Source organism: Mycolicibacterium flavescens, assembly GCF_001722335.1.
In the GTDB taxonomy this organism is placed as follows: domain Bacteria; phylum Actinomycetota; class Actinomycetes; order Mycobacteriales; family Mycobacteriaceae; genus Mycobacterium; species Mycobacterium flavescens.
Genome location: NZ_MIHA01000018.1, coordinates 98,147 through 120,206 on the forward strand (window position 1 = coordinate 98,147; position 22,060 = coordinate 120,206).

Annotated in this window: 20 protein-coding genes; 15 read left to right on the forward strand and 5 right to left on the reverse strand. The window is 67.9% G+C overall.

The features are described 5' to 3' along the window. The 10 genes from BHQ18_RS21815 (at position 1) to BHQ18_RS21860 (ending at position 11,057) form a co-directional block, all read left to right on the forward strand. Positions 1 to 1,101, forward strand: a complete 1,101-nt coding sequence (locus tag BHQ18_RS21815) for a serine hydrolase domain-containing protein (protein WP_069415727.1) — start codon at positions 1 to 3, stop codon at positions 1,099 to 1,101. Then, positions 1,098 to 2,255, forward strand: coding sequence for an acyl-CoA dehydrogenase family protein (locus BHQ18_RS21820; protein ID WP_069415728.1), 1,158 nt, complete (start codon positions 1,098 to 1,100; stop codon positions 2,253 to 2,255). Before BHQ18_RS21815 ends, BHQ18_RS21820 begins: the two co-directional genes overlap by 4 nt. Beyond that, positions 2,245 to 3,141 carry an acyl-CoA dehydrogenase family protein gene (locus tag BHQ18_RS21825; protein WP_069415729.1) on the forward strand — a complete coding sequence of 299 codons (897 nt, stop codon included), beginning with the start codon at positions 2,245 to 2,247 and terminating at the stop codon, positions 3,139 to 3,141. The genes BHQ18_RS21820 and BHQ18_RS21825 overlap by 11 nt, the downstream gene beginning before the upstream one ends. Next, positions 3,138 to 3,941, forward strand: a complete 804-nt coding sequence (locus tag BHQ18_RS21830; protein WP_069415730.1) for an enoyl-CoA hydratase/isomerase family protein — start codon at positions 3,138 to 3,140, stop codon at positions 3,939 to 3,941. Before BHQ18_RS21825 ends, BHQ18_RS21830 begins: the two co-directional genes overlap by 4 nt. A gap of 65 nt (positions 3,942 to 4,006) precedes the next feature. Beyond that, positions 4,007 to 5,215: an amidohydrolase family protein gene (locus tag BHQ18_RS21835; RefSeq protein ID WP_069415731.1), complete on the forward strand. Its 1,209-nt coding sequence runs from the start codon at positions 4,007 to 4,009 to the stop codon at positions 5,213 to 5,215. Next, the gene (locus tag BHQ18_RS21840; protein WP_069415732.1) at positions 5,202 to 5,651 is read left to right on the forward strand and encodes a Zn-ribbon domain-containing OB-fold protein; all 450 of its coding nucleotides are present in this window, start codon (positions 5,202 to 5,204) and stop codon (positions 5,649 to 5,651) included. The genes BHQ18_RS21835 and BHQ18_RS21840 overlap by 14 nt, the downstream gene beginning before the upstream one ends. Further along, positions 5,648 to 6,820 (forward strand): thiolase C-terminal domain-containing protein, encoded by a 1,173-nt coding sequence (locus BHQ18_RS21845; protein ID WP_069415733.1) that lies wholly within the window; start codon positions 5,648 to 5,650, stop codon positions 6,818 to 6,820. The genes BHQ18_RS21840 and BHQ18_RS21845 overlap by 4 nt, the downstream gene beginning before the upstream one ends. Continuing rightward, positions 6,817 to 8,415 carry a class I adenylate-forming enzyme family protein gene (locus tag BHQ18_RS21850; RefSeq protein ID WP_069415734.1) on the forward strand — a complete coding sequence of 533 codons (1,599 nt, stop codon included), beginning with the start codon at positions 6,817 to 6,819 and terminating at the stop codon, positions 8,413 to 8,415. The genes BHQ18_RS21845 and BHQ18_RS21850 overlap by 4 nt, the downstream gene beginning before the upstream one ends. Before the next feature lie 18 nt (positions 8,416 to 8,433). Further along, entirely contained in the window at positions 8,434 to 9,912 is a 1,479-nt protein-coding gene (locus BHQ18_RS21855) for a class I adenylate-forming enzyme family protein (protein WP_069415735.1), read from the forward strand. Beyond that, complete coding sequence (locus BHQ18_RS21860; protein WP_069415736.1) at positions 9,909 to 11,057, forward strand: phosphotransferase family protein; 1,149 nt, start codon at positions 9,909 to 9,911, stop codon at positions 11,055 to 11,057. The genes BHQ18_RS21855 and BHQ18_RS21860 overlap by 4 nt, the downstream gene beginning before the upstream one ends. Positions 11,058 to 11,065: 8 nt before the next feature. On the opposite strand, the gene BHQ18_RS21865 is transcribed toward BHQ18_RS21860, so the two are convergent. The 5 genes from BHQ18_RS21865 to BHQ18_RS21885 all read right to left on the reverse strand — a co-directional run bounded on the left by BHQ18_RS21865 (position 11,066) and on the right by BHQ18_RS21885 (position 16,212). Next, positions 11,066 to 12,268: a cytochrome P450 gene (locus BHQ18_RS21865; protein ID WP_109789371.1), complete on the reverse strand. Its 1,203-nt coding sequence runs from the start codon at positions 12,266 to 12,268 to the stop codon at positions 11,066 to 11,068. Then, entirely contained in the window at positions 12,265 to 13,002 is a 738-nt protein-coding gene (locus BHQ18_RS21870; protein ID WP_109789372.1) for a TetR/AcrR family transcriptional regulator, read from the reverse strand. Before BHQ18_RS21870 ends, BHQ18_RS21865 begins: the two co-directional genes overlap by 4 nt. Next, positions 12,999 to 14,231, reverse strand: coding sequence for a CaiB/BaiF CoA transferase family protein (locus tag BHQ18_RS21875; protein WP_069415737.1), 1,233 nt, complete (start codon positions 14,229 to 14,231; stop codon positions 12,999 to 13,001). Before BHQ18_RS21875 ends, BHQ18_RS21870 begins: the two co-directional genes overlap by 4 nt. A gap of 115 nt (positions 14,232 to 14,346) precedes the next feature. Further along, positions 14,347 to 15,138: a FadR/GntR family transcriptional regulator gene (locus BHQ18_RS21880; protein ID WP_069415738.1), complete on the reverse strand. Its 792-nt coding sequence runs from the start codon at positions 15,136 to 15,138 to the stop codon at positions 14,347 to 14,349. Between the two features lie 81 nt (positions 15,139 to 15,219). Further along, the gene (locus BHQ18_RS21885) at positions 15,220 to 16,212 is read right to left on the reverse strand and encodes an LLM class flavin-dependent oxidoreductase (RefSeq protein WP_069415764.1); all 993 of its coding nucleotides are present in this window, start codon (positions 16,210 to 16,212) and stop codon (positions 15,220 to 15,222) included. A gap of 144 nt (positions 16,213 to 16,356) precedes the next feature. Here BHQ18_RS21885 and BHQ18_RS21890 point away from each other — a divergent pair, with 144 nt between their 5' ends. The 5 genes from BHQ18_RS21890 (at position 16,357) to BHQ18_RS21910 (ending at position 22,047) form a co-directional block, all read left to right on the forward strand. Then, positions 16,357 to 17,340: a Rieske 2Fe-2S domain-containing protein gene (locus tag BHQ18_RS21890; protein ID WP_069415739.1), complete on the forward strand. Its 984-nt coding sequence runs from the start codon at positions 16,357 to 16,359 to the stop codon at positions 17,338 to 17,340. Further along, on the forward strand, positions 17,333 to 17,911 hold the full coding sequence (locus BHQ18_RS21895) for a TetR/AcrR family transcriptional regulator (RefSeq protein ID WP_069415740.1): 579 nt from the start codon (positions 17,333 to 17,335) through the stop codon (positions 17,909 to 17,911). Before BHQ18_RS21890 ends, BHQ18_RS21895 begins: the two co-directional genes overlap by 8 nt. Positions 17,912 to 19,039: 1,128 nt before the next feature. Beyond that, positions 19,040 to 19,750, forward strand: a complete 711-nt coding sequence (locus BHQ18_RS21900; RefSeq protein WP_069415765.1) for an MlaE family ABC transporter permease — start codon at positions 19,040 to 19,042, stop codon at positions 19,748 to 19,750. Next, on the forward strand, positions 19,747 to 20,598 hold the full coding sequence (locus tag BHQ18_RS21905) for an ABC transporter permease (RefSeq protein ID WP_069415741.1): 852 nt from the start codon (positions 19,747 to 19,749) through the stop codon (positions 20,596 to 20,598). The genes BHQ18_RS21900 and BHQ18_RS21905 overlap by 4 nt, the downstream gene beginning before the upstream one ends. Positions 20,599 to 20,604: 6 nt before the next feature. Beyond that, positions 20,605 to 22,047, forward strand: a complete 1,443-nt coding sequence (locus tag BHQ18_RS21910; RefSeq protein ID WP_069415742.1) for an MCE family protein — start codon at positions 20,605 to 20,607, stop codon at positions 22,045 to 22,047. The last annotated feature ends 13 nt before the right edge of the window (positions 22,048 to 22,060 follow it).

Consider the following 22,060-nt stretch of genomic DNA (forward strand, 5'->3'; position numbering starts at 1 on the left):
GTGACCAACGGTGTCAAACCCGACCAGCGGCGACTCGACCTGCTGATCGACCGGTGCCGGCTCGAGGTGGAGGACGGCGTGCTGCCCTCGGCGCAGTTCTCGCTGCACGTCGACGGCCAGGAGTACGTCAACGAGACCATCGGCGACGCGACTCCGTCCACCCGCTACGTGCTGCAGTCCACCGGGCGCAGCGTCGTCGCAGGTGTGCTGTGGAAGCTGATCTCCGACGGTCTGCTCGACATCTCCCGCACCGTGGCGTCCTACATCCCCGAATTCGGCACCAACGGCAAGGAATCCGTCACCGTCGAACAGGTCGTCACCCACGTCGGGGGCTTCCCGCTGGCACCGCTGAAATATCCCGACATGCTGGAACGCGAGGAACGGCTCAAGGCCTTCGCCAAGTGGCGGCTGACCTACGAGCCCGGCACCGAACTGCAGTTCCACCTGACGTCGGCGGCCTGGATCATCGCCGAACTGACCGAACGTCTGACCGGCGCACCGATCGGCGAGTACCTCACGCAGACGCTGACCGGACCGCTCGGACTGAACTCCATCGAGATCGGCCCGCCGGTGGACCGTCAGCACGACGTGGCGAAGTTCGTGCGCACCGACGACGGCGGCGACGACGACGTCTACGCCTGGGGGCCCTGGTATCTCGGGAAGCCGGAGATCCTGGCCGCCGGTGAACCCAGCCACTCGATGGTGTCGACCGCCAGCGACCTCGCGGGGTGGTACCAGGCGCTGCTGACATCGGACCTGTGGCACCGCGAGGTGGTCGAGGACGCCACCCGGATCCGGGTGACGCTGCCGGTGACCGGTGAACGCGGCGGCACACCCAGCGTGCCGGGCAATATCGGCCTGTTCATCATGATCGTCGGCGATGACGGGATCTCACGCGGATTCCTGCCCACCGCAACGAGTCCGCGCACCTTCGGGCACGGCGGTGCGGCGTGCCAGATCGGGTTCGCCGACCCGGACACCGGGCTGTCGTTCGCGTTCCTGACCAACGGCTATCCGAGCACCGGCTACGAACAGTCGCGGGCCGGCCTGAACCGGATCATCAACATCGGCAACCTCGCCGCGGATGTGTTCCGCGCATGACGATCGACATCGGCGACGCCACCAAGCTGGTATCGGACTTCGACGCGGCGCTGACCGACGCCGAAACCGACCTGGCTCACCTCCGTGACACCGACGGCGATCTCGTCGCCCAGATCGCCCGCTCCACCGAGCTGATGCGCTGGCTCTACGACGGGGACTGGATCCGCATCGGCTGGCCCGAAGCCGTCGGCGGGGTCGGCGGACCGTCGTCGCTGCGCTGCCTGATCCTCGAGCGGCTCGCTCTGCGCGGCTACGAGATCCCGAACCACCTCTATGTTCTCGAGGTGGTCGGCCCGGCCGTCGTCAACCACGCGCCCGCGCTGGCCGCCGAACTGCTACCGGCCGCGCTGCGCGGTGACGAATTGTGGTGTCAGGGCTTCTCGGAGCCCGAGGCGGGCAGCGACCTGGCCGCGCTGCGCACCAGGGCGCGGCGCCGCGACGACGGCGCGTTCGTGCTCAACGGGCAGAAGACGTGGACGTCGTACGGCGCCCGGGCCGACCGCATGGTGATGCTGGCCCGCACCGGCACGCTCGAGGAACGTCACCGCGGCCTGACGATGCTGCTGATCGACCTCGACGCGCCGGGCGTCGAGCGCCGTCCGATCGAATTGGCCAGTGGCAAGGAGGAACTCGCCGAGGAGTTCTTCTCCGATGTCGTCGTCGGCGCGGACCGGGCGATCGGCGAGGTGGGCAGCGGCTGGGCGGTCGCGATGGACCTGCTGCAGTACGAACGCGGCACCTACGCCTGGATGCGGATGGCGGCGGCGACCGCGCGGTTGGAGGACCTGATCGACGAGGTGCGCGCCGGCGTGCCCACCGGCGGCGAAGCCGTGATCGGCCGGGCATACCTGCGCCTGGCCGCACTGCGGGCCAGGACGTCGTCGACTTTGCGGGCACTGGCCGCCGGGGAGGTCGTCGGCGCTCAGACCAGCGTCGACAAGCTGCTGCTGTCGGCGGCCGAACAGGAGGTGTACGACGCCGCGGCGCGGCTGCGGCCCACCGAATTCCTGATCGGCGACGCCGACGCCCGGTGGCGGGAGGAATGGTGGTACTCGCGGGCCGCATCGATCTACGGCGGGGCCCGCGAGATCCAGCACAGCATCATCGCCGACCGTATCCTGAACCTGCCCAGGGAGGGCTCCCATGGACGCTGACACCCGCGACCTGCTGCGCGGTTCGCTGCGCGCGATGTTTGCCGACGACACCACCGACCTGCTCGCCGAACTCGCCGAGATGGGTTGGGCAGAAGTCGTTTCCGATGACGAAGCGGCCGCGGTGGATCTGCTGTTCACCGAACAGGGCAGGGCCGGCGCAGCCTCGGCCGCACTCGACGAGGTCATGCTCGGATCGGGCCCCGACACATCCGTCGTCGTGCACCCGCTCGCGCAGGCACGCAGCACCGTCGACGCGGGCCGACTCGACGTCGACGGGGTGGTCCTGCACACCCCGCCGGACCGGCCGGCCGTCGTGTTGGCAAGCGGCGAAAGAGCTTTCGTCGTCGAGAACTGGTCGGCAGAACCGGTCGCGGGTTTCGCGCCGCGCTCGAGGCTGCACCGGGTGCGCCTGAGCCTTCCCCTCGACGACCTGCAGGCACGCGACATCGATGTGCCGGCCGCCATCGCCGCGGCCCGCCGTGCACTGAGCGCAGAGCTGATCGGCAACGCAGGTGCGATGCTCGACCTGGCCGTCGGGCACGTCACCGACCGCGTCCAGTTCGGGCGCCCCATCGGCACCTACCAGACCCCGCGGCACCGGCTCGCCGACGCCTACGCCCAGGTGGAGGCCGCCCGCGAACTGCTCGGACTCGCGTGGCGCAGCCGATCGGCGTGGGACGCGGACGTCGCCAAGGCGTACGCGGGGTGGGCGGCCGAAACCACCGCGGCCGCGTGCATGCAGGTGTGTGGCGCGATCGGGCTGAGCTCCGAACACGCCCTCGGCGGGTACGTGGCCCGCTCACGGGTGCTCGACGCGCTCTACGGCGGCTGGCAGGACGCGATCCACGACATCGGGGAGCGACTCCTCGACGGAGCCGCGCGATGACCAAAGCAGCGCACGCGCGGTTCGACATCCCCGAGGCCGGCATCGCGCGGCTGACGATCGACCGGCCCGACCGGTTGGGCGCCTACACGCCGCAGATGTGCGCGGAGATTCTCGACGCGGTCCGCACCGTGCGCCTCGACGACGCGATCCGAGTGCTCATCCTCACCGGCACCGGCCGCGGCTTCTGCACCGGCGGCGACGTGTCCCCCGACGCCGGTTTCGACGAACACACCCGACACCAGATCGGCCGCGCCCGCGAACTGCGGGAGGACTCGCACGCGGTGGTGGCCGCCCTGTGCAAGCTCGACAAACCGGTGCTCTGCGCGGTCAACGGCATCGCGGTCAACGGCGGGTTGGCGTTCGCACTGTGCTGCGACATCCGCATCGTGGCCGCGAGCGCCCGCCTCGGCAGCACCAGCACCAGGACCGGTCTGCTGCCCGACGAGGGCGGCGCCTGGCTCTTCCCGCGGATCATGGGCTACGACAAGGCCTATCGGATGGTGGCGCTGTCGGAGCTCTACGACGCCCAGACCGCCCGCGAACTGGGGCTGGCCACCGAGGTGGTCGACGACGACGAACTCGAGCGCCGCACGCTCGAACTCGCGCGCAGCCTCGCGGCCGGACCGCCGCTGGCGCTGCGCGCGGTGAAGTCCATGATGCGCCGGGCCATGGAGTCGACGCTGGACGCGTCGCTCGGCGACGCGCAGCAGGCCGTGCTGTGGGTGGGTCCCAGCGCGGACGCACAGGAGGGCAAGGCCGCGTTCCTGGAGAAACGCCCGCCCAGATTTTCTGGCTCCTAGGGGTGTTGTCCGAATAACTTGACACTGTATAGTCGAGCTCAAGCGACCGAGGAAGGAGCGCGCCCGTGGCACTCATCGAGAACACCGTCGGTGAACTCCCGTACAAGCTGACCGACTTCGACCAGCACTCCTATGAGAGTGAGGACTGCTTCACGCGGTTCATGCCGAAGTCCAAACTGGACACCGCGGTGCGGCCGATCGTGGCGCCGTCGGGCCGTAAGGTGCTGCTGGCCAACGACCGCATCGTGACCGCGCTGGAGAACGACCTCGACCAGGCGTACGTGCCCGGTTCCCTGGTCGAGATGCTCAAGCAGCGCTCCTCGGGTGACGCGTCGGACGCCGAGCGGTTCTACGAGCCCCTTCAGCGCGAGTACCTCGACCGCGACGCACGGCTCAAACAACTCACCGAGCAGCAGATCGAGCGCTCGATCATGTACCCGGGCGGCTGGGCGCTGATGGCCGAGGAGTACCTCGACGGCATCGACCCGCTCTATGACAACCTCGAATCGTTCAACAAGTGGATCAACGAGGACTGGGGCTTCAACTACCAGGACCGGATCTACGCGCCGGCCATGCTGTCGATGCGCGACCTCGACCGCGCCTGCGAGGAACTCGACCGCGTGCTCAATGCGGGTGCGCGGTTCATCACGCTGCCCGCCGGACCCGCCTACGGCCGCTCACCGGGCGACCCGTACTTCGACCCGTTCTGGTCGCGGATCAACGAGGCCCGCGCCGTGGTGTGCTACCACATCGCCGAGTTCCACTACCAGAGCAACGTTGCCTCGCAATGGGGTTGGGGACTGCGCCCGCCGTTCCAGTTCTCGGCGTGGCAGTGGCAGAACACCTACGGCGAGCGCCCGATCACCGACACGCTGTCGGCGCTGATCTTCGACAACGTCTTCGGTCGGTACCCGAACATCAAGGTCCTGGTCAGCGAGTTCGGCGCCGAATGGGTACCGCACTTCATCCGGCACATGGACAAGAGCCGCGGTATGGGCCGGCTCGGACCGTGGCTGGGCGGGCAGCTGACCGAACGCCCGAGCGCGATCTTCAAGCGCCATGTGCGGGTGGTGCCGTATCCGGAGGACGACACGGTCGCGCTGATCGACCGGCTCGAGACGTCGGAGACGCTGCTGATGGGATCGGACTGGCCGCACGCCGAAGGGCTGCGCGAACCGGCCGACTTCTACAACAAGGTCGAAGGACTCGACGAGAAGACCCGTCGGGACTTCCTGCGCGAGAACGGAATGAAGCTCTCCAGTGGCGTCTCCTGAGGTCTCCGACGAGGATCTGGTGGCGCGGTTCCCCGGCGAACCGATCACCCACGACAACGCCGCGCAGTACCGGGGCCGACTGCGCCGCGAACTGCTGATGAACCGCTGCGAGGACTGCGGCCGCTGGCACGCCCCCGCCAAACCGGTCTGCCCCGACTGCTGGTCCTGGCGGGTGTCGGCCGAACCGGTCAGCGGCGACGGTGAGATCTACCTGGCCATCTTCCTGCACCGCGGGCCCGACGCACCCGGTGTCGACTACTCGACGCCGTATCCGGTGGTGACCGTCGAACTCGCCGAACAGGAGGGGCTGCGGTTCACCTCGACGGTGGTCGGCGCCGGCAACGACGCCATCCGGATCGGCGCACCGGTGTCGTTGACGTGGATCGACCGGGCGGGTGTCCCGCTGCCGGTCTTCGAGCTGAGGGACCCGCGATGAGCAGCACACGCCACCCACTCAAGGATCAGGTCGCGATCGCCGGTGCCGCCACAACGGGTTTCGTCGCGAAGAACTCCGGTCGCAGTCAGACGTCGCTGGCCGCCGAGGCCGCGATTGCGGTGATCGACAAGTGCGGTCTGACACGCGATGACATCGACGGGCTCTGCGGCAGTTGGCCGTCGGCGGCAGTGCTGCAGTCCACCCTCGGCATCCCCCAGGTCACCTGGTTCGGCAACCCGGTCATCCCGCTGGTCGACCACATCGCCACGGCCGCCGCCGCCGTGCACGCGGGCCTGTGTGAGGTGGTCCTCGTCTACCACGCCGCCTACCGCGCGGCGTGGAACAGCGGTGGGGCGCTCAAGGATCCGTTCCGCCGGATCGCGACACCGGGACTGACCGACCCGCAGCCGGGACCGGAGACGATGGCCGCCGCCGTCGGCTACACCGGCTGGGCGTCGCGCTACATCCACGAACATGGCGTCGGCCGCGAGGATTTCGGCCGGGTGGCGGTCAACGCGCGATCCAATGCACAGCGCAACCCCGCCGCGGCGATGCGTGATCCGCTGACAATGGATGACTACCTCAGCGCGCCGATGATCCGTGAACCGTTGTGCCTCTACGACATGGACCCGGCCGTCGACGGGGCCGACGCGTTCATCGTCACCACCGCCGAACGCGCCCGCGACCTGGCGCTGCCGCCGGTGCTGATCAACGCCGCGGTGCTCGGCGCGGTGCGCCAGAACCAGGAGGACCAGACCGAAGGCCTGCATCACCACGGTCAGCACGTCGTCATCGACACGCTGAAAGCCAAGGGCGACTTCTGGATCGACGACATCGACGTCTACTTCCCGTACGACGGGTTCACCCCGATCACCCTGAACTGGATCGACAACGCGGGCTGGTGCAAACCGGGGGAGGCCGGCGCGTTCCTGCGTGAGCATTGGGACGAGGACGCCCAGCGCGTGCTGATCGACGGCCGGATACCGGTAAACCCGCACGGCGGATCGCTGGGCGAGGGCGCCACCCAGGGCTCCGGTCACATCCGCGAGGCGGTCCACCAACTGCAGGGCGCGGCAGGTGAGCGGCAGGTGCCCGACGCGCGTCGCGCGCTGATCACCGCGGGCGGGTTCTTCTTCAACGCCCAGGGTCTGCTGCTGCACCGCCCGTGACCATGCTCGAGGCGTTCCGCGCTGCGGCGGTCTCCTCCGGTGACCGCCCGCTGCTGCGCTACTTCGACCGCGTGCTCACCTACGCCGACGTCGACCAGCTTTCCGACGCGCTGGCTGTAGCGCTGCAGGACAGAGGTTTTCAACAAGGAGACCGTGCGGCGTTCTATCTGCAGAACGTCCCGCAGTACGTGATCGCGCTGCTGGCGACGTGGAAGGCCGGTGGTATCGCGGTCGCGATCAACCCGATGCTGACCGCGGGCGAGGTCGCCAAGCTGGTGGCCGATTCCACCCCGTCGGTGCTGATCGCACTCGACGAGCTCTACACGCCGCAGGTGGCCGACGCGCTGGCGTCCTCGAGTGTCACCCGGATCATCACCACCAGCCCGCTGGACTGGCAGACCGACAACGACACCCGGGTGCTGCCCGGCGACCGGCTCGCGGTCCCGGACGGCGCCGAGGACCTGTGCGCGCTCACCGAAGCCTACGACGGCCGGTCACCCGCTGATGTCAGCCCCGGCAACGACGACATCGCGGTCATCACCTACACCTCCGGGACCACCGGAAAACCCAAGGGCGCGACCAACACCCACGGCAACGTGGTGATGGGCGGATCGAGTTACCGCGACTGGTTCGATCTCGACGGCGACGACGTCGTGCTCGGCGTCGCGCCGCTGTTCCACGTCACCGGCCTTACCGGACACATCGCGTGCACCATCGCCGCGCAGGCATCGCTGGTGCTGACCTACCGCGTCCACACCGAGGTCCTGGTCGACGCGATCCGGAGGCACCGGGCGAGCTTCACCGTGGGCGCGATCACGGTGTTCATCGCGCTCGGTGAATCGGCGGCCATCCACCCGGAGGATCTGGCGTCGCTGACCAAGATCGCGTCCGGCGGAGCGCCGATCGCGGCGGCCACCGCCGACCGGTTCAAGCAGCGGTTCGGCACCTACATCCACAACGTCTACGGAATGACCGAGACCACCGGACCGGTGCTGGGCGTACCGCTCGGCCACCATGCACCCGTGGAAGCCGAGACTCAGGCGCTGTCGGTGGGAAAGCCGATGGGCGATACCCGCGTCACCGTGCTCGATGATGACGGAAACCCGCTACCGCCGGGCCAGATCGGTGAGCTCGCGGTCGCGGGTCCGCAGATCGTGCCGGGGTACTGGCGTAACGACGACGCGACCCGCGCCGCGATCCGCGACGGTCGGCTGCTCACCGGCGACGTCGGATACGCCGACGGCGACGGCTGGTACTACCTCGTCGACCGCAAGAAGGACATGATCGTCGCGTCCGGCTACAAGGTGTGGCCACGCGAGGTGGAGGACGTGCTCTACACCCACGACGCCGTCCTGGAAGCGGGCGTGGTCGGCGTACCCGATCCCTACCGCGGCGAGACGGTCAAAGCGTTCGTCTCCCTGCGCAGCGGGCACACCGCCACCGCGGAGGAACTCGTCGACTACTGCCGCACGCGGTTGGCCGCCTACAAATACCCCCGACTGATCGAGATCGTCGACGCGATCCCCAAGACCGCGACCGGAAAGATCCTGCGTCGTCAGCTGCGGGAAGGGGTCCCTGGCCAGCCGCCCGGCTGAAAGCTAACCTAGTTACCTATGCACCCGGGCTATGAGCGTCTCCGTGAGCGCTGGTACCGCGGGGGCTGGTACTCCGGGCGAACTTTGATCGACGCCATCGAACACGGCGCCGACGAGCACGGCGCTGCCGAACTGGTCTTCGCCGCGGACGGCACCGAGACCGTCGTGTCCCTGGCCGACCTGCACCGGCGCGCCACCGCGGTGGCCGCCGCGCTGCAGGCCCGCGGAATCGGGCCCGGCGACACCGTCGCGGTGCAGATGACCAACCGCATCGAATGCGCGGTCGTCTACCAGGCGGTGCTGCTGTGCGGTGCGGTGCTGGTGCCGATCGTGCACATCTACGGCCGGGCCGAGGTGGACTTCATCCTGGCCCAGTCCGCGGCCAAGCTGATGATCACGCTCGACACGGTGCCCGCACCGTCGGAGGCCGCATACCGCAGACCGGAGCCGTCTGCCGACGACGTCGCGGTGCTGATCTACACCTCGGGGACCACATCGGCGCCCAAAGGCGTGCAGCACAGCCATAATTCGATGCTCGCCGAGCTGGTGACCCTGTCCGCCGTGATCGCGGGTGACGACGCGTCGGTACAGCTGGCCACCTTCCCGCCCGGCCACATCGCCGGGGTCAACGCGATGTTGCGGCCCATGACCTCCGGCCGACGCAGCGTGTTCCTCGAGCGGTGGGACCCGGCGACGGCCGCGGAACTGATCCAGCGCCACCGCATCACCTCCACCGCGGGCACACCGTTTCACCTCGAAGGGCTGCTGGCATTACCCGGCGCCGACCGCAAACTGGCCACGCTGCGCGAATACCTCACCGGCGCCGCGGCGGTCAGCGAGGAACTCGGCCAACGGGCCCGCGAAGCGGGCATCGAATCCTTCCGCTGCTACGGCTGCACGGAACACCCGACGGTGACCTCCGGCCGCGCCGACGAACCCGAAGCCGCCCGGTTCGGCACCGACGGAGCGCCGTTGCCGGGCAGCGCGGTTCGCATCCTGGCTCCGAGCGGGGACGAGCAGCCGGTCGGCGTCGACGGGGAGGTCGTCGTACAGGGCCCGGACCAGTTCATCGGCTACCGCGACCCCGCGCTCGACGCCGACGCGTTCACCGCCGACGGTTGGTTCCGCACCGGTGATCTCGGGCATCTCGACAGAGACGGGCGATTGACGATCACCGACCGGATCAAGGACGTGATCATCCGCGGCGGCGAAACGATCTCGTCCGGTCAGGTCGAAGACGTGCTCAACACGCATCCCGCGGTGGCCGAGGGTGCGGTCGTGGCGGCACCCGACCCCCGCTACGGCGATGTCGTAGCCGCGATCGTGGTCCTCAATCCCGGCACGACACTCGAAATCGAGGACCTGCGAACGCACTTCGCGGCCGCCGGGCTGGCGAAGCAGAAAACCCCGGAGCGGCTGGTCGTGGTCGACGCCCTGCCCAGGACTGCGCTGGGCAAAGTCCGCAAAGCAGACCTACGCAAGGAGCACTTCGGATGAGCGTGCTGGTCACCAACCTGCGCGCGGTCGGCCAACTCGCCGCCGCGACCTCGCCCTGGGTGCCGGTTCGTGGCCCGTCACGGTCCGACGACATCACCGCGCAGTGGCTGACCACCCACGTGGGTGGCCGCACGTTCGGGGCTCGAGCGCTTTCGGTGGCCGCGCTCGACGGCACCACCGGCACCACCGACCGCAGGCGGATGACCGTCGAGTGGAATGACGCCGGGAAAGCCGCGGGCCTGCCGGCCAACATCTTCATCAAGAGCAGTCCGCTGTCGGCGAAGAACCGCGGAATGGTGGCCGCCCTGGACATGTCGGTCAACGAGGTGCGCTTCTACAACGAGTTGGCGCGCGACGTCGCCGAGGTCTGCCCACGGTCCTGGTACGCGTACGCCGGGTGGGGCGCGCGCTTCCTGATCGTGCTCGACGACATCGTGCACGACGGTGCCCGGCCGTTCGCGCTGGCCGACGACTGCCCGATCGAGCATGCCCGCGGACTGATCGACGCGTTCGCCCGGCTGCACGCGCAGTTCTGGGACAGCCCTCGGCTGCGCGGGGATCTCGCGTGGGCGAAGACGTGGAGCGCCCGACCCGGCAGCCTGATTCTGAAGCGGTTCTACGCCAAGGGCAGACGGGGAGCGCTCGAACTGGGGCTGCCGGAGACGACGCCGGCGGTGCGAGCGGTGTCGGCAGCCCTGGACGCCAACATCGACGCGTACTACCGGGAGTTCGAGGCCGGGCCGCTGACCCTGCTGCACGGCGACTCGCACCTGGGCAACACCTATGCGCTGCCCGACGGCCGCTCCGGGTTACTGGACTGGCAGGTGATCTGGTGCGGTCCTGGGCTGCGGGAGATCACGTACTTCATGGTCGGCGGGCTCGAACCCGAGGCCCGCCGCTCGTACGAGCGCGAACTGATCGAACGCTATCTCGAAGCCCTGCGCCACAACGGGGTTCGGGACGTCCCCGACTACGACACCGCGTTCAACCGGTACCGGCTGTTCGCCGCGGAAGCCTGGGACGCGTCGGCGATGACGATGGCCTGGCCCGGACTGCAGGCGCCCGAGAACGCGCAGGCGGGCTGGCGACGGGCCTGCCAGGCGGTCGAGGATCTCGACACCGCCGCGGCCGTCGCCAGCCTCTGAGTGACTGTCTACCAGCGCAACTGGAGCGAGTTCAGCCCGAACACCTGGCCGCCGTGCTCGACCGGGTCGGCCGCGAGCTCGTAGTCGGGGATGCGGCGGTGCCACTCCTCGATCAGGATCGCCATTTCCTGGCGCGCGAGGTGCGAGCCGAGGCAGCGGTGCGGCCCGGCCCCGAACGCGATGTGCCGGGTGATGCCGCGGTCGAGATCCACCCGCCTGCCGTCCGGGAACATCTGGTCGTCGCGGTTGGCCATCGCCAGCGGGAACGCGGCCATGTCGCCGGCCTTGATCGGGCAGCCGCCGAATTCGATGTCCTGGGTGGCCTTTCGCGCGGTCTGCACGATCGGATACGCCCGCACCAGTTCCTCGACCGCCCGCGGGATGATGTCGGGTTCTTCGACGATGCGCGCGCGGTCCTGCGGGTGGGTGGCCAGATGCAGCATGGTGTACGAGGACTGGCTGGCGACGGTGTCGAGACCGGCCATGAACAGCAGCAGCATGCAGTTCAGCAACTCGAGGTCGTTGATCGGCTGACCGTCGATGGTCCAGTCGATCGCGGTGCTGACGATGTCCTGGGCGTTCGGATCGCGTTCGGCGCGTCGCTGTTCGATGAGCCCCTGGAAGAAACCCATCACGTGCGTCATGCCTTCGAGGCGTTTGGCGTTGGCCTCTTCACCCGTGCCCTCGGTGTGCAGGATCATGTCCTCCCACGCCAGGAAGTCGTCGAGGTGATCGACCGGCATCCCCATGATGTTGAGGAACACGATCGACGGGAACACCCGCGCCATCTGGGTGATGAACTCGCAACCCCCTTGCGGTTTGAGCTTGTCGACCAGATCACCGACGAGTTCACGCTGTTCGTCGGCCATCCCCTTGACTCGGCCGGGGGAGAAGTAGTCGGCCAGCACCTTGCGCCACTTCGCGTGGTCCGGCGGGTCGATCATGATCGGGATCCACTTGTACGGCGGATCGGGTTCGGTGGGCACGATGACGCTGCTCGACCACAGCTCGGGATGCTGCAGACCTTCGAGGATGGTGGCGTAGTCGGTGAACATCCAGTACCCGTCGGCCTCGGTGCTGCGCACCGTGGGCCTGGCCTCGTCCTGCAGCGAGTCGAGCAGCGCGAAGTTGGACAGGGCGGGCGCCGAATTGCCCGCCATCAACTCGATGTTCGTGACCGGGCATCCGGAGACGGCCTTGTTGTCGGTCATTGCTTTCCATCCTCCTGTACATGGGGGTTGTCGTCGGGCTGTGGTTCGTGGTCGGCCGTGCCCCTGTTCAGGTGGCCGGCGAGATTGGTCAGCGCGTCGATCGCCGTGGCGACCGCGTCCTCGGCTTCCCGCGTCAGCGACAACCGTTCTCCGGCAGCGCCTTCGGTGGCGGCCAGGGCCGGCATGATGAAGTGCCGCAGCCGCCGTCGCACCGCGGCGTCCGAGCGGTCGATCTCCTCGGCCGACAGATAGGTCTGCTCGATCAGAAACGTGATGATCTCGCCGAGGTCCAGGTCGGTGCGTATTTCTCCGTTGCGCTGCCCCTCGCGCAGCACCGGACCCATCGCGTGCAGGGCCATCTGGTGGACCATCGGATGGTGCACCGAGGTGGACCGTTGCGACATCAACGCCGACACCGACGGGTCGTTCGGCAGTTCGCGCGTCGTATAGAGCAGCGCGGCCTCCAACTTCGCGAACACCCCGCGCTTGGCGGCCATCGACGTCTGCACCGCGGCCACGTACCGGCGCGAACGCAGCAGCGCCACCTGGACGAGCATCTCGGAAACGGTGCCGAGTTGACGGAACGCGGTCGCGCGGGACACCCCGGCCCTGGCGGCGACGACCTCCATCTGGATGTGCTCGATACCGCGTTCAGTGATCTCCTCGTCGGCGGCCCGGATCAACCGGTCGCGCACCGTACCGTCATCGGACGCCGTGATCTTCGCGGCCGTCATGTGATGGCGCCGGCGATCTTCAGCTCGATCAGCCGCTCGTCGTCGACACCGAGTTCGCGGATCACCTCGTCGGTGTGTTCGGCGAACTGCGGTGCGCGGGTCAGCGTCTCGTCGCGCCCGTCGAACCTGACCGGGTTGGCGATCAGTTTGCGCGGGGTCCCCTCGGCGTCGACCACCTCGGCTATCCGACCGTTCGCGATCAGCGACTCGTCGTTGGCGACCTCCCAGGCGTCCTGGACCGGAGCCCACTGGCCGGTGCCGCGGCCGAGCCGCTCCTTGCACTCGTCGAAGCTCAGTGCGGCGATCGCATCCCGGACGAGTTCGTATGCGGCGTCGGCGTTTTCCAGCATCGCCTCGAACGTCGAGAACCGGGGGTCCTCGGCGTACTGGTCGAGGTCCATCAGCTGACAGAACTCAGACCAGTACCGGGTGGGTTGCAGCATCGACAGCTGGACGTGGCGGCCGTCGGCGGTGCGGTAGCCGCCGGTCAGCGGGTTGCCCGGGGCGGCGGTCTTGCGGTCGATCTTGGGCAGCGGACCACCGAAGAGCATCGCCATGTTGGCGCTGAACTGCGTGGCCCACGCGCCGACGGCCAGCAGCGACACGTCGATCACCGACGACTCGCCGGTGGCCAGCCTGCGATAGAGCGCGGCGGTCACGCCGCCCGCGATCGTGATGCCGCCGATGTTGTCGCCGTACGCTCCGGCGGGCATGAACGCCGGGCGGTCCGCATCGGCGGCCATGACGCCGTCGGCACTGCCGCCGCGCGCCCAGAACGCGGTGGCGTCGTAGCCGCCGGTGTCGCGGTCGGGGCCCTCGGAGCCGAAGCCGCTTCCGGCGACATAGATGATGTCGGGGTTGACGGCGCGCACATCCTCGACGTCGATACCCAGCTTCGCCCGCACCGCGGGCAGGTAGTTGGTGAGGAAGACGTCGCTGCGCCGGATCAGTTCCTCGAGCAGCGGCCGACCCTCCGGATTGTCCAGCGCCAGGCCGACACTGCGCTTACCGCGGTTGGGGGCCTCCATGATCGGCGCGAACGAGGACCCCGGCACCGATGCCGCAGCGCCGAGGACCCGCACCAGTCCGCGCTGCGCATCCCCGGTCACCGGGTGCTCGACCTTGATCACCTCGGCGCCCCAGTCGGCGAGGACCGCGCCGGCCGAGGGGACGAAGGTGAACTGCGCGACCTCCAGGACACGAACTCCGTCGAGGGGTTTCACGGACATTGGACCTCCTGCGATCATCGGCGATCGGCGTCTCACTCGTGCGACGCAATGAGGTAAAAGTATCACTGTTTCGGTGACGGGTACACCGAAACGCGAAAATCTACAACGGCGATTGTCAGTCCATGATGTCGCGGACGCGGGTCTTCTCGTGTCCGCGCAGCATCGCCGCGCTCGCGGCCTCCATGTGCCTGCGCCAATGCGCTTCGGCCGCATCACCTTTGCGTGCCTCGACGAGGTCGAGGAGTCGAACATAGGACTTGTGCAGTTTGGTGTATTCGGACTTGGCGATGTTGTTGTCGGTGCTCGCGCCGGAAATCGCTGCAGCGGTGTGACGTTCGCCGATCTCGTGCAGCATTCCCGCGATGATGCCCAGGGTGGCGTTTCCGGACAGCTCCACCATCCGGCGGTGCAGATGCGCCGACGCCGCGGCCAGCCGGCCGGCCTCCCAGGCGGCCGGCACCTCGGCGACCAGCCGCCGGAGTTCCTCGTGTGCCTCTGCGGTGCCATGCTCGGCGAGGAGTTTGGCCGCCGGCGGTTCGATCGACGTGCGCGCGGTCATCACGTCGGCGAGTGTGGTGCCCGACAGTGCGAGCAGCAGCGCAGCGGGTCTCGCGACGATCTCCGGGCCGGGCACCCGGACCTTGGCGCCGGTTCGCGAACCGCGGCGGACCTCGACCAGGCGCTCGGACTCCAACACCCGAACCGCTTCACGCAGTGTCGGCCTGCTCACCCCGAAATGCGCGATCAGGTCGGCCTCGTGTGGCAGGAAATCGCCGTCCTTGAGCTGACCTTCGACGACCATCCGCCGCAGCGTGCGGGCCACCAGTTCGGCCGTCTTGGGTGAGCGCACCGAACCCGGCGTCGCCTCGGCTGAGATCATCGGTGCCAGCGACTCAGGTCGAGACACAGCGATCCCTTCGTCGTTCGTCAGTTGTAGTACTCAGTAAACCATGTCGCGGGACCGCGCGGGCCGCAAGTGCGCTGGTCATCAGCGGTCGCGCATCATCCGCAGGGCCGCGGCGTCGTACCCGGCGCGCCTGCGCGGACTGACCAGGAAGCTGGGCGCCGCCAGGAACGCCGTGTCGGGCAACCGCTTCCGGCTCGCGAGCATCTCGCGGGCCTGTTCGGTGTCTCCGCAGACCGCGACCGCCCACAGCATCTCGTCGGTGACATGTTCGGACATCGACCGGGGATCACCGCTGCGGAAGGCGGCGCGGATCGCGTCCACCTGGTCCTGCCAGCCGTGCAGCTCGACCAGCGAATCGTACGTCCGCACGGTGAGATAGAACGCGATCTGCAGGCGGGCGTCGGTGACGGCCCGTTGCGGGTCGTCGTCGTTGACCGCGGTGATCACCCAACCCCACCGTTGAAGATCGCCGGAATCGCGGCCGAGGGCACCGGCGCCGCGCGCCAGTTCGGGGTCGACGACCTCGTCCCACCAGCGGTCGGTGAACAGGCCGTGGCCCAGCACGCCATCGGCGACCCGACCGGCGGTGCGCAGCATGATCCTGTTGAAGGCGCCGATCAGGATCGGCACGTCGAGACGGCCCAGAACCGGTGCGCGGATGTCGGCGTCGACCCGGTAGAAGTCACCGGTGTACCGGATCTTCTCGCCGTTCTCCGCGGTCAGGTACAGCCGGATGACCTCGATGAGTTCAGCCATCCGACGGGCCGGATGCGTCGAGTCGACGGCGAACCAGTCGCGGTTCATCCGCGAGGTCCCCGCGCCCAACCCGAGAAAAACGCGACCGGCCGCCTGCTTCGACAGGTGACGCACCGACGAGGCGTGCACGAACGGCGAGCGCGCGAACGCGTAGGCGATGCCGGGTCCCACCATCGCCGTGGCCGTCGACCGCGCCATGTCGGCGGCCGTGACGTACGCGCTCAGATCGGCGAACTCGCCCGAACAGAACGCGGCGGCGCCCGCGGCTTCGGCCTCGGCCGCTGTCTGCTCGCCAGGCCAGGGCAATCCCCACTGCATGTCGACCCGCATTCCGTAGTTCTGTCACCTAGTAACACAGGTGACCTTACAGCGCTCCACTTCTGTTGTTCAATTTTTGACATTTTTGTCAAAAAATTAGTACCGTCGAACCGACTGGAAAACCGCTGACGCAGAAGGATTTCTATGAGCAAGCCGAGCATGTTGCCGACGGGCTGGTTCCAGGTGGCCTGGAGCGCGGACGTCACCGACCACGCCGTCGTCCCGCTGCACTACTTCGGGCGTGACCTCGTGGCGTTCCGGCAGGCCGACGGATCGGTCGGCGTGCTGGACGCGCACTGTCAGCATCTGGGCGCCAGCCTCGCCCACGGCGGGTGCGTCGTCGACGACGGCATCCAGTGCCCGTTCCACGGCTGGGTCTGGGACGGGCAGGGCCGCAACGTGCGGATTCCCTACGAAAAGCGGCCCAACAGGGGTCGGCGGATCCGCTCGTATCCCGTCACCGAGGCCAACGACTCGATCTACATCTGGCACGACGCCGGCGGCGCCGAACCGCGCTGGGAGGTGCCCGACGGGCGCGCGGTGCTCGGCCCGCATGTGGCGTCGCGCAAGTACTACAGGTTCAACGCCGACTGCCGCACCCGGTTCGAACGGGTGAAGGTGCACCCGCAGGTGATCGCGGAGAACGCGGTGGACCCGCACCACTTCCGGTTCGTGCATCGGACCCCGATCAGCCCGGGCGTCCTGCGTGAGACGCGCGACGACGTGATCTGGTCGGCCAAAGTGGGCTTCGGCAAGAGGTGGGCTGACGGCGTCGACCGACCCGCAGACACCGTCAACACCATCGAGATCTACTGGTCCGGCATCGGGATCTCCTTCAACGGAGAGCACATCCGCGACGGTGTGCGGGTGATCTCGATCTGCGCGACGCCGGTCGACGACGAGACGTCGGACATCTTCGCCGGTTACTGGATCAGCGACGAAGCCGGCGACGACTTCGCCGACCGGTTGGCGCAAGCGAAGGCGGCGCTGCCCGACGACATCCGTATCTGGGAGCACCAGCAGTACCTGGACCGTCCGGCGCTCGCGCCGTCGGAGGCCGCGGGCTTCGAGGCCCTGCGATCATGGGCGCGTGGCTTCTACCCGCAATCGGTCGGGCACGGTGTCTGACGCCCCGGGCACCCGCAAGTCCGATCGCACGCGTTCGGCGATTCTGGACGCGGCGCGGGTCGCCTTCGCCCGCAAGGGGTTCTCCGGGGTGACGATTCGCGACATCACCGATCTGGCCGGTGTCACCCGCGCGAACTTCTACTACTACTTCAGTGACAAGACCGAGTTGTTCATCGAGCTCGGCACCGAGACCTACCGCGAAGCCGTCGCCGTGGTCGAGCTGTTCGGGGACGACGCGTCGCGCGCCGGGATCGACGCGTGGGTGGCCCAGTACTTCGCCTATCTCGACCGCAACGGCGCTTTCGTGATCCGCAGCGAGGAGGACATGCCCGAGGACAAGGCGTTCCGCGCCACGGTGGCGCGGTCGCACGGCCGGGCGGCGCGTGCGCTCGGCGAGCGCATGGCGAAAGCTGCTTCCAGGCCACCGGCGTCGGACGCGGCGGCCACCGGGGTCGCGGTCATGGCAACGCTCGAGCGCTCCTGGTTGATGCAGCACAACCGGGTCTGCGATGTTCCGGCCGACGAGGTCCGGGCGGCGGTGTCCGAGGTGATCTGGCGGCTGGTCGAATGAGCCCGCGGCCTGCGGCAACCGGACCCCGCGGGCCCGACGGCGGGGTTGATCTGCAGCGAGCAACGGAATCCGCACGCTCCACCGGGGATGATCTGCGATGCTGATGACGCCGCAGCGATATGCGATCCGACGATTTCCAATTAGCTATATAGATAGACCTTTAGTTTATTTTGAGCCGACGAGTTTGCGCCCCGGTGGGTGTGGGCCGCGACACAAATCGGCGGGCTGTGCGGATTCTCTGAATAGCTCATACGTGATCGATTGGCAGCGGGGCAGTTCGACGTCGTCGCGGCCCGTGGACGCTCCCGTCACAGGGCGCTGCGGCGCTGATGAGACGCGTCTCATCGAGCTGACGTGCCTTGTCGGGCGATGCGGCCGCCAACTTCAACGAGACGCCGTAAAGGCAATTCCGAGCGCGCAACGGTGTACCCAAATGCATCAATTATCTGCTTAATTTCATAGCGTGATAATCGTGGCAATTAACCGTTCTGTAAATGGGCCTTAAGCCAATGAAATACCTATGTAGCCTATTGCCATAAATGGCGAATGGGCTTGTCTCGAGCGCGGTTGATGTCGTCGATCAGCAAACCAGACCGAGGTCGAGGTGCGGCGACTGCCGACGGCTCTCGTGATGTCGGCACGAGCGGTTTTCCCGAGGCGCGTACCGGTACCTGTCGTCCGCCGAAAACCGCTCGAACAGTGGTGATAGCCAGACTAAACAACGACCCGTCGCACCTGGCGTGCGGCTCGACTCACGGGTTGCATCGAAGGGCCGCTCACGCCCCGTGTCGGACGTGCAGGGCGACGCTAGATGAGCAAACCAAAGCGAAAATGCCGTCCGAAAAACGGCACGCATCCCTTAAAAGCATCGAAGTGTTGCTCCCGCCGAAAAGCGTGGTGTACGGTTTGGCGGCAGTCGGCGTGTGTGTCCAATCACAACCGACGTCCTGTCAAAGTGCCGAGCTTGTCGGAGAGGGATTTGCAACCGATGAAGTGTGCCGCCGCCGATGCTCTGGTGACAGCCGCCGAACTGGCCGCGGGCCCGGACTCCTTCGAGGCCCGCCGGTGACCGACACCAAGCGGAGGGACTTCGCGAAACCGCTGCGCGACCTCGGCGACTTCTTCGCCATGTCGATGGACACCGTGGTGCTGCTGTTCAAGCCGCCGTTCGCGTTCCGAGAGTTCGTCGAGCAGACCTGGTTCGTGACGCGGGTGTCGATGTTGCCCACGATCCTGATGACGGTCCCGTTCCTGTGCCTGACCGTCTTCATCCTCAACCTGCTGGTGCTCGAGGTCGGTGCGGCCGACGCCTCCGGGGCCGGCGCGGCGCTGGGCGCGGTCCTCTATATCGGTCCGATCGTGACCGTGCTGGTGATCTCGGGGGCCGGGGCCACCGCGATGTGCGCCGACCTCGGCTCGCGCACCATCCGCGAGGAGATCGACGCCATGCGGGTGCTGGGCCTGAACCCCGTCCACCGACTGGTGGTTCCGCGCGTGCTCGCCGCTACGTTGGTCGCGACGATGCTGACCTCCGTCGTGATCGTCGTCGGGCTGTTCTTCGGCTTCATGTTCTCGGTGTTCCTGCAGGGCGTGAACCCGGGCGCGTTCGTCTCCAGCTTGACGCTGCTGGTGGGGATCCCCGAGCTGGTCACCGCGCTCGCCAAGGCGCTGTTGTTCGGCTTCCTGGCCGGGTTGATCGCCTGCTACAAGGGTTTGTCCGTCGGTGGCGGCCCGGCCGGTGTCGGCAACGCGGTCAACGAGACCGTCGTGTTCGTGTTCATCGTGCTGTTCCTGGTCAGCACGATCGTCACCATCGTCGGCGCGAAGGCGACGCTGTGAGCGCGCCCGCCCGCCCGTTCCTTCCGCGGGTGCAGAACTCGACGCGGCCGCTCGTCAACGGCTGGAACCGAACCGGCGAACAGGTTCAGTTCTTCGTCAAGACCATCGTGGGCACCAAGGATGTCTGGATCTACTACCGGGTCGAGCTGCTGCGCCAGATCGCCCAGATGAGCCTGGGCGTCGGCGCGATGGCGCTGATCGGCGGCACCATCGTGGTGGTCGCCTTCCTCAGCTCGCAGGTCGGCTCCCTGGTCGCGATCCAGGTGTACGGCTCGCTGGCCAACGTCGGCATCGAGGCGCTGACCGGCTTCGCCTCCGCATACGTCAACACCCGGTTGGCGGGGCCGGTGATCGTCGGGATCGCCATGGCCGCCACCATCGGCGCCGGCGCCACCGCGCAGCTGGGTGCCATGCGGATCAACGAGGAGATCGACGCGCTCGAGGTCATCGGTGTCCGCAGCATCCCCTACCTCTGCTCCACCCGCCTGGTCGCGGGGGTCGCACTGTCAATCCCGTTGTACTGCTTGGGAATGCTGGCGGCCTGGACCGCGACGAAACTCGGCACCATCCTGTCCTACGGGCAGTCGACCGGTGTCTACGACCACTACTTCAACACGTTCCTCAACCCCATGGACGTCATCTTGTCGTTCGTCCAAGCCATCGGGATGGCCACGATCGTGATGCTGATACACACCTATTACGGCTACACCGCGTCCGGTGGTCCGGCCGGCGTCGGCGCCGCGGTCGGCCGCGGCGTACGCGCCTCGCTCGTTGCGGTCATCTTCGTGCTGCTGTTCGTCGCCATGGGCATCTACGGGCAGGCCGGCGGCCTGAACATCTCCGGGTAGCGGCACATGGCGAAGAAACTGAGAGCCGGAGACAACCGCATCCACCCCGCATGGTGGACGCTGATGCTGGCCGTGGCCGCCGTCCTGGCCGTTCTCGTGGACTGGCTCCTGTTCACGGGGAACTACAAATCCTACGTTCCGGTGACCGTCAAGTCGGAGCGGACCGGCTTGATCATGGAGACCGGCAACGACGTCAAGCTGCGCGGTATCACGGTCGGGCGGGTGGACGGCGTCGCACCCGACGGCACCGCATCCAGCCTCAACATCCAGATCGATTCGGACCAGGTCAAATTCATCCCGTCGAACGTGCAGGCCGAGATCAAGGCGACCACGGCCTTCGGCAACAAGTTCGTCGACCTGATCGTCCCCGACGATCCCAGCCCCAAACGCCTCGCCAAGGGTGACGTACTGGTGGCCCGCAACGTCGCCACCGAGATCAACACCGTCTTCGAGAACCTCGTCGACGTGCTCCAGCAGGTCGACACCGCCAAACTGAACGCGGTGCTGTCGGCGCTCGCCGACGGCCTGCGCGGCCAGGGGGAGTCCTTCGGCGAGGCGATCACCGCCGGCAACGAGGTTCTGCGGCAACTGAATCCGCGCGCCGAGACGATCCGCGAGGACTGGCGCGCGCTCAAGGACTTCAGCGACACCTACAGCGTGGCCGCCGACGACATCGTCACCGTGCTCGACGCCGTGAGCACCACCAGCGAGACGATCACCAAGCACGAGAAGGAACTCGACTCGCTGCTGCTCAACGTCGTCGGACTGGCCAACTCCGGTATCGACCTGCTTGCGCCGTCCAAGGACAACCTTGTGCGCACGGTGAACGCGCTGCAGTCCACCACGAGCCTGCTGATGAAGTACAACCCGCAACTGACATGCACCTTCGTCGGCGGCAAGAACGTCATCGACTTCGGTTTCGCCGACGTCGCGGGCGGCGCCACCGGCAAGTCCGTGATCCTCGACGTGGCACTGCTTCTCGGTGACGACCAGTACAAGTATCCGCAGCATCTGCCGATCATCGGCGCCAAGGGCGGCCCCGGCGGCAAGCCGGGCTGCGGCTCGCTGCCCGACGTCGCGCAGAACTGGCCCCAGCGTCACCTGGTCACCGACACCGGTTGGGGCGGCGGTCTCGACGTGCGGCCCAACCCGGGCATCGGTTTCCCGGGCTACGAGAACTTCTTCCCGTACACCCGCGCCAACGGCCAACCGCCGACGGTCAACCGCATCGGCCCGCCGGCGCCCGGCCCGATCCCGTATCCGGGTGCACCGCCGTACGGCGCCCGCCAGTACGCGCCCGACGGCACGCCGCTTTATCCGGGGCTGCCGCCGGCACCCCCACCCGGCGCGCCCAAGGACGACGGGCCCCGCCCCGGCGTGGAACCGTTCGTACCGCCTCACCCGGCCGAGATGCAGCCGGTACCGCAGGCCGACCCGCCACCGCGGTGACGCCCCGTGACCG

What these genes read in the sequence shown, in the direction of transcription:
- BHQ18_RS21820 (WP_069415728.1), top strand. Translation starts at nt 1,098, where the DNA reads ATGACGATCGACATCGGCGACGCCACCAAGCTGGTATCGGACTTCGAC.
- BHQ18_RS21825 (WP_069415729.1), top strand. Translation starts at nt 2,245, where the DNA reads ATGGACGCTGACACCCGCGACCTGCTGCGCGGTTCGCTGCGCGCGATG.
- BHQ18_RS21830 (WP_069415730.1), top strand. Translation starts at nt 3,138, where the DNA reads ATGACCAAAGCAGCGCACGCGCGGTTCGACATCCCCGAGGCCGGCATC.
- BHQ18_RS21845 (WP_069415733.1), top strand. Translation starts at nt 5,648, where the DNA reads ATGAGCAGCACACGCCACCCACTCAAGGATCAGGTCGCGATCGCCGGT.
- BHQ18_RS21855 (WP_069415735.1), top strand. Translation starts at nt 8,434, where the DNA reads ATGCACCCGGGCTATGAGCGTCTCCGTGAGCGCTGGTACCGCGGGGGC.
- BHQ18_RS21860 (WP_069415736.1), top strand. Translation starts at nt 9,909, where the DNA reads ATGAGCGTGCTGGTCACCAACCTGCGCGCGGTCGGCCAACTCGCCGCC.
- BHQ18_RS21865 (WP_109789371.1), bottom strand. Translation starts at nt 12,268, where the DNA reads ATGACCGACAACAAGGCCGTCTCCGGATGCCCGGTCACGAACATCGAG.
- BHQ18_RS21870 (WP_109789372.1), bottom strand. Translation starts at nt 13,002, where the DNA reads ATGACGGCCGCGAAGATCACGGCGTCCGATGACGGTACGGTGCGCGAC.
- BHQ18_RS21875 (WP_069415737.1), bottom strand. Translation starts at nt 14,231, where the DNA reads ATGTCCGTGAAACCCCTCGACGGAGTTCGTGTCCTGGAGGTCGCGCAG.
- BHQ18_RS21885 (WP_069415764.1), bottom strand. Translation starts at nt 16,212, where the DNA reads ATGCAGTGGGGATTGCCCTGGCCTGGCGAGCAGACAGCGGCCGAGGCC.
- BHQ18_RS21890 (WP_069415739.1), top strand. Translation starts at nt 16,357, where the DNA reads ATGAGCAAGCCGAGCATGTTGCCGACGGGCTGGTTCCAGGTGGCCTGG.
- BHQ18_RS21900 (WP_069415765.1), top strand. Translation starts at nt 19,040, where the DNA reads ATGTCGATGGACACCGTGGTGCTGCTGTTCAAGCCGCCGTTCGCGTTC.
- BHQ18_RS21910 (WP_069415742.1), top strand. Translation starts at nt 20,605, where the DNA reads ATGGCGAAGAAACTGAGAGCCGGAGACAACCGCATCCACCCCGCATGG.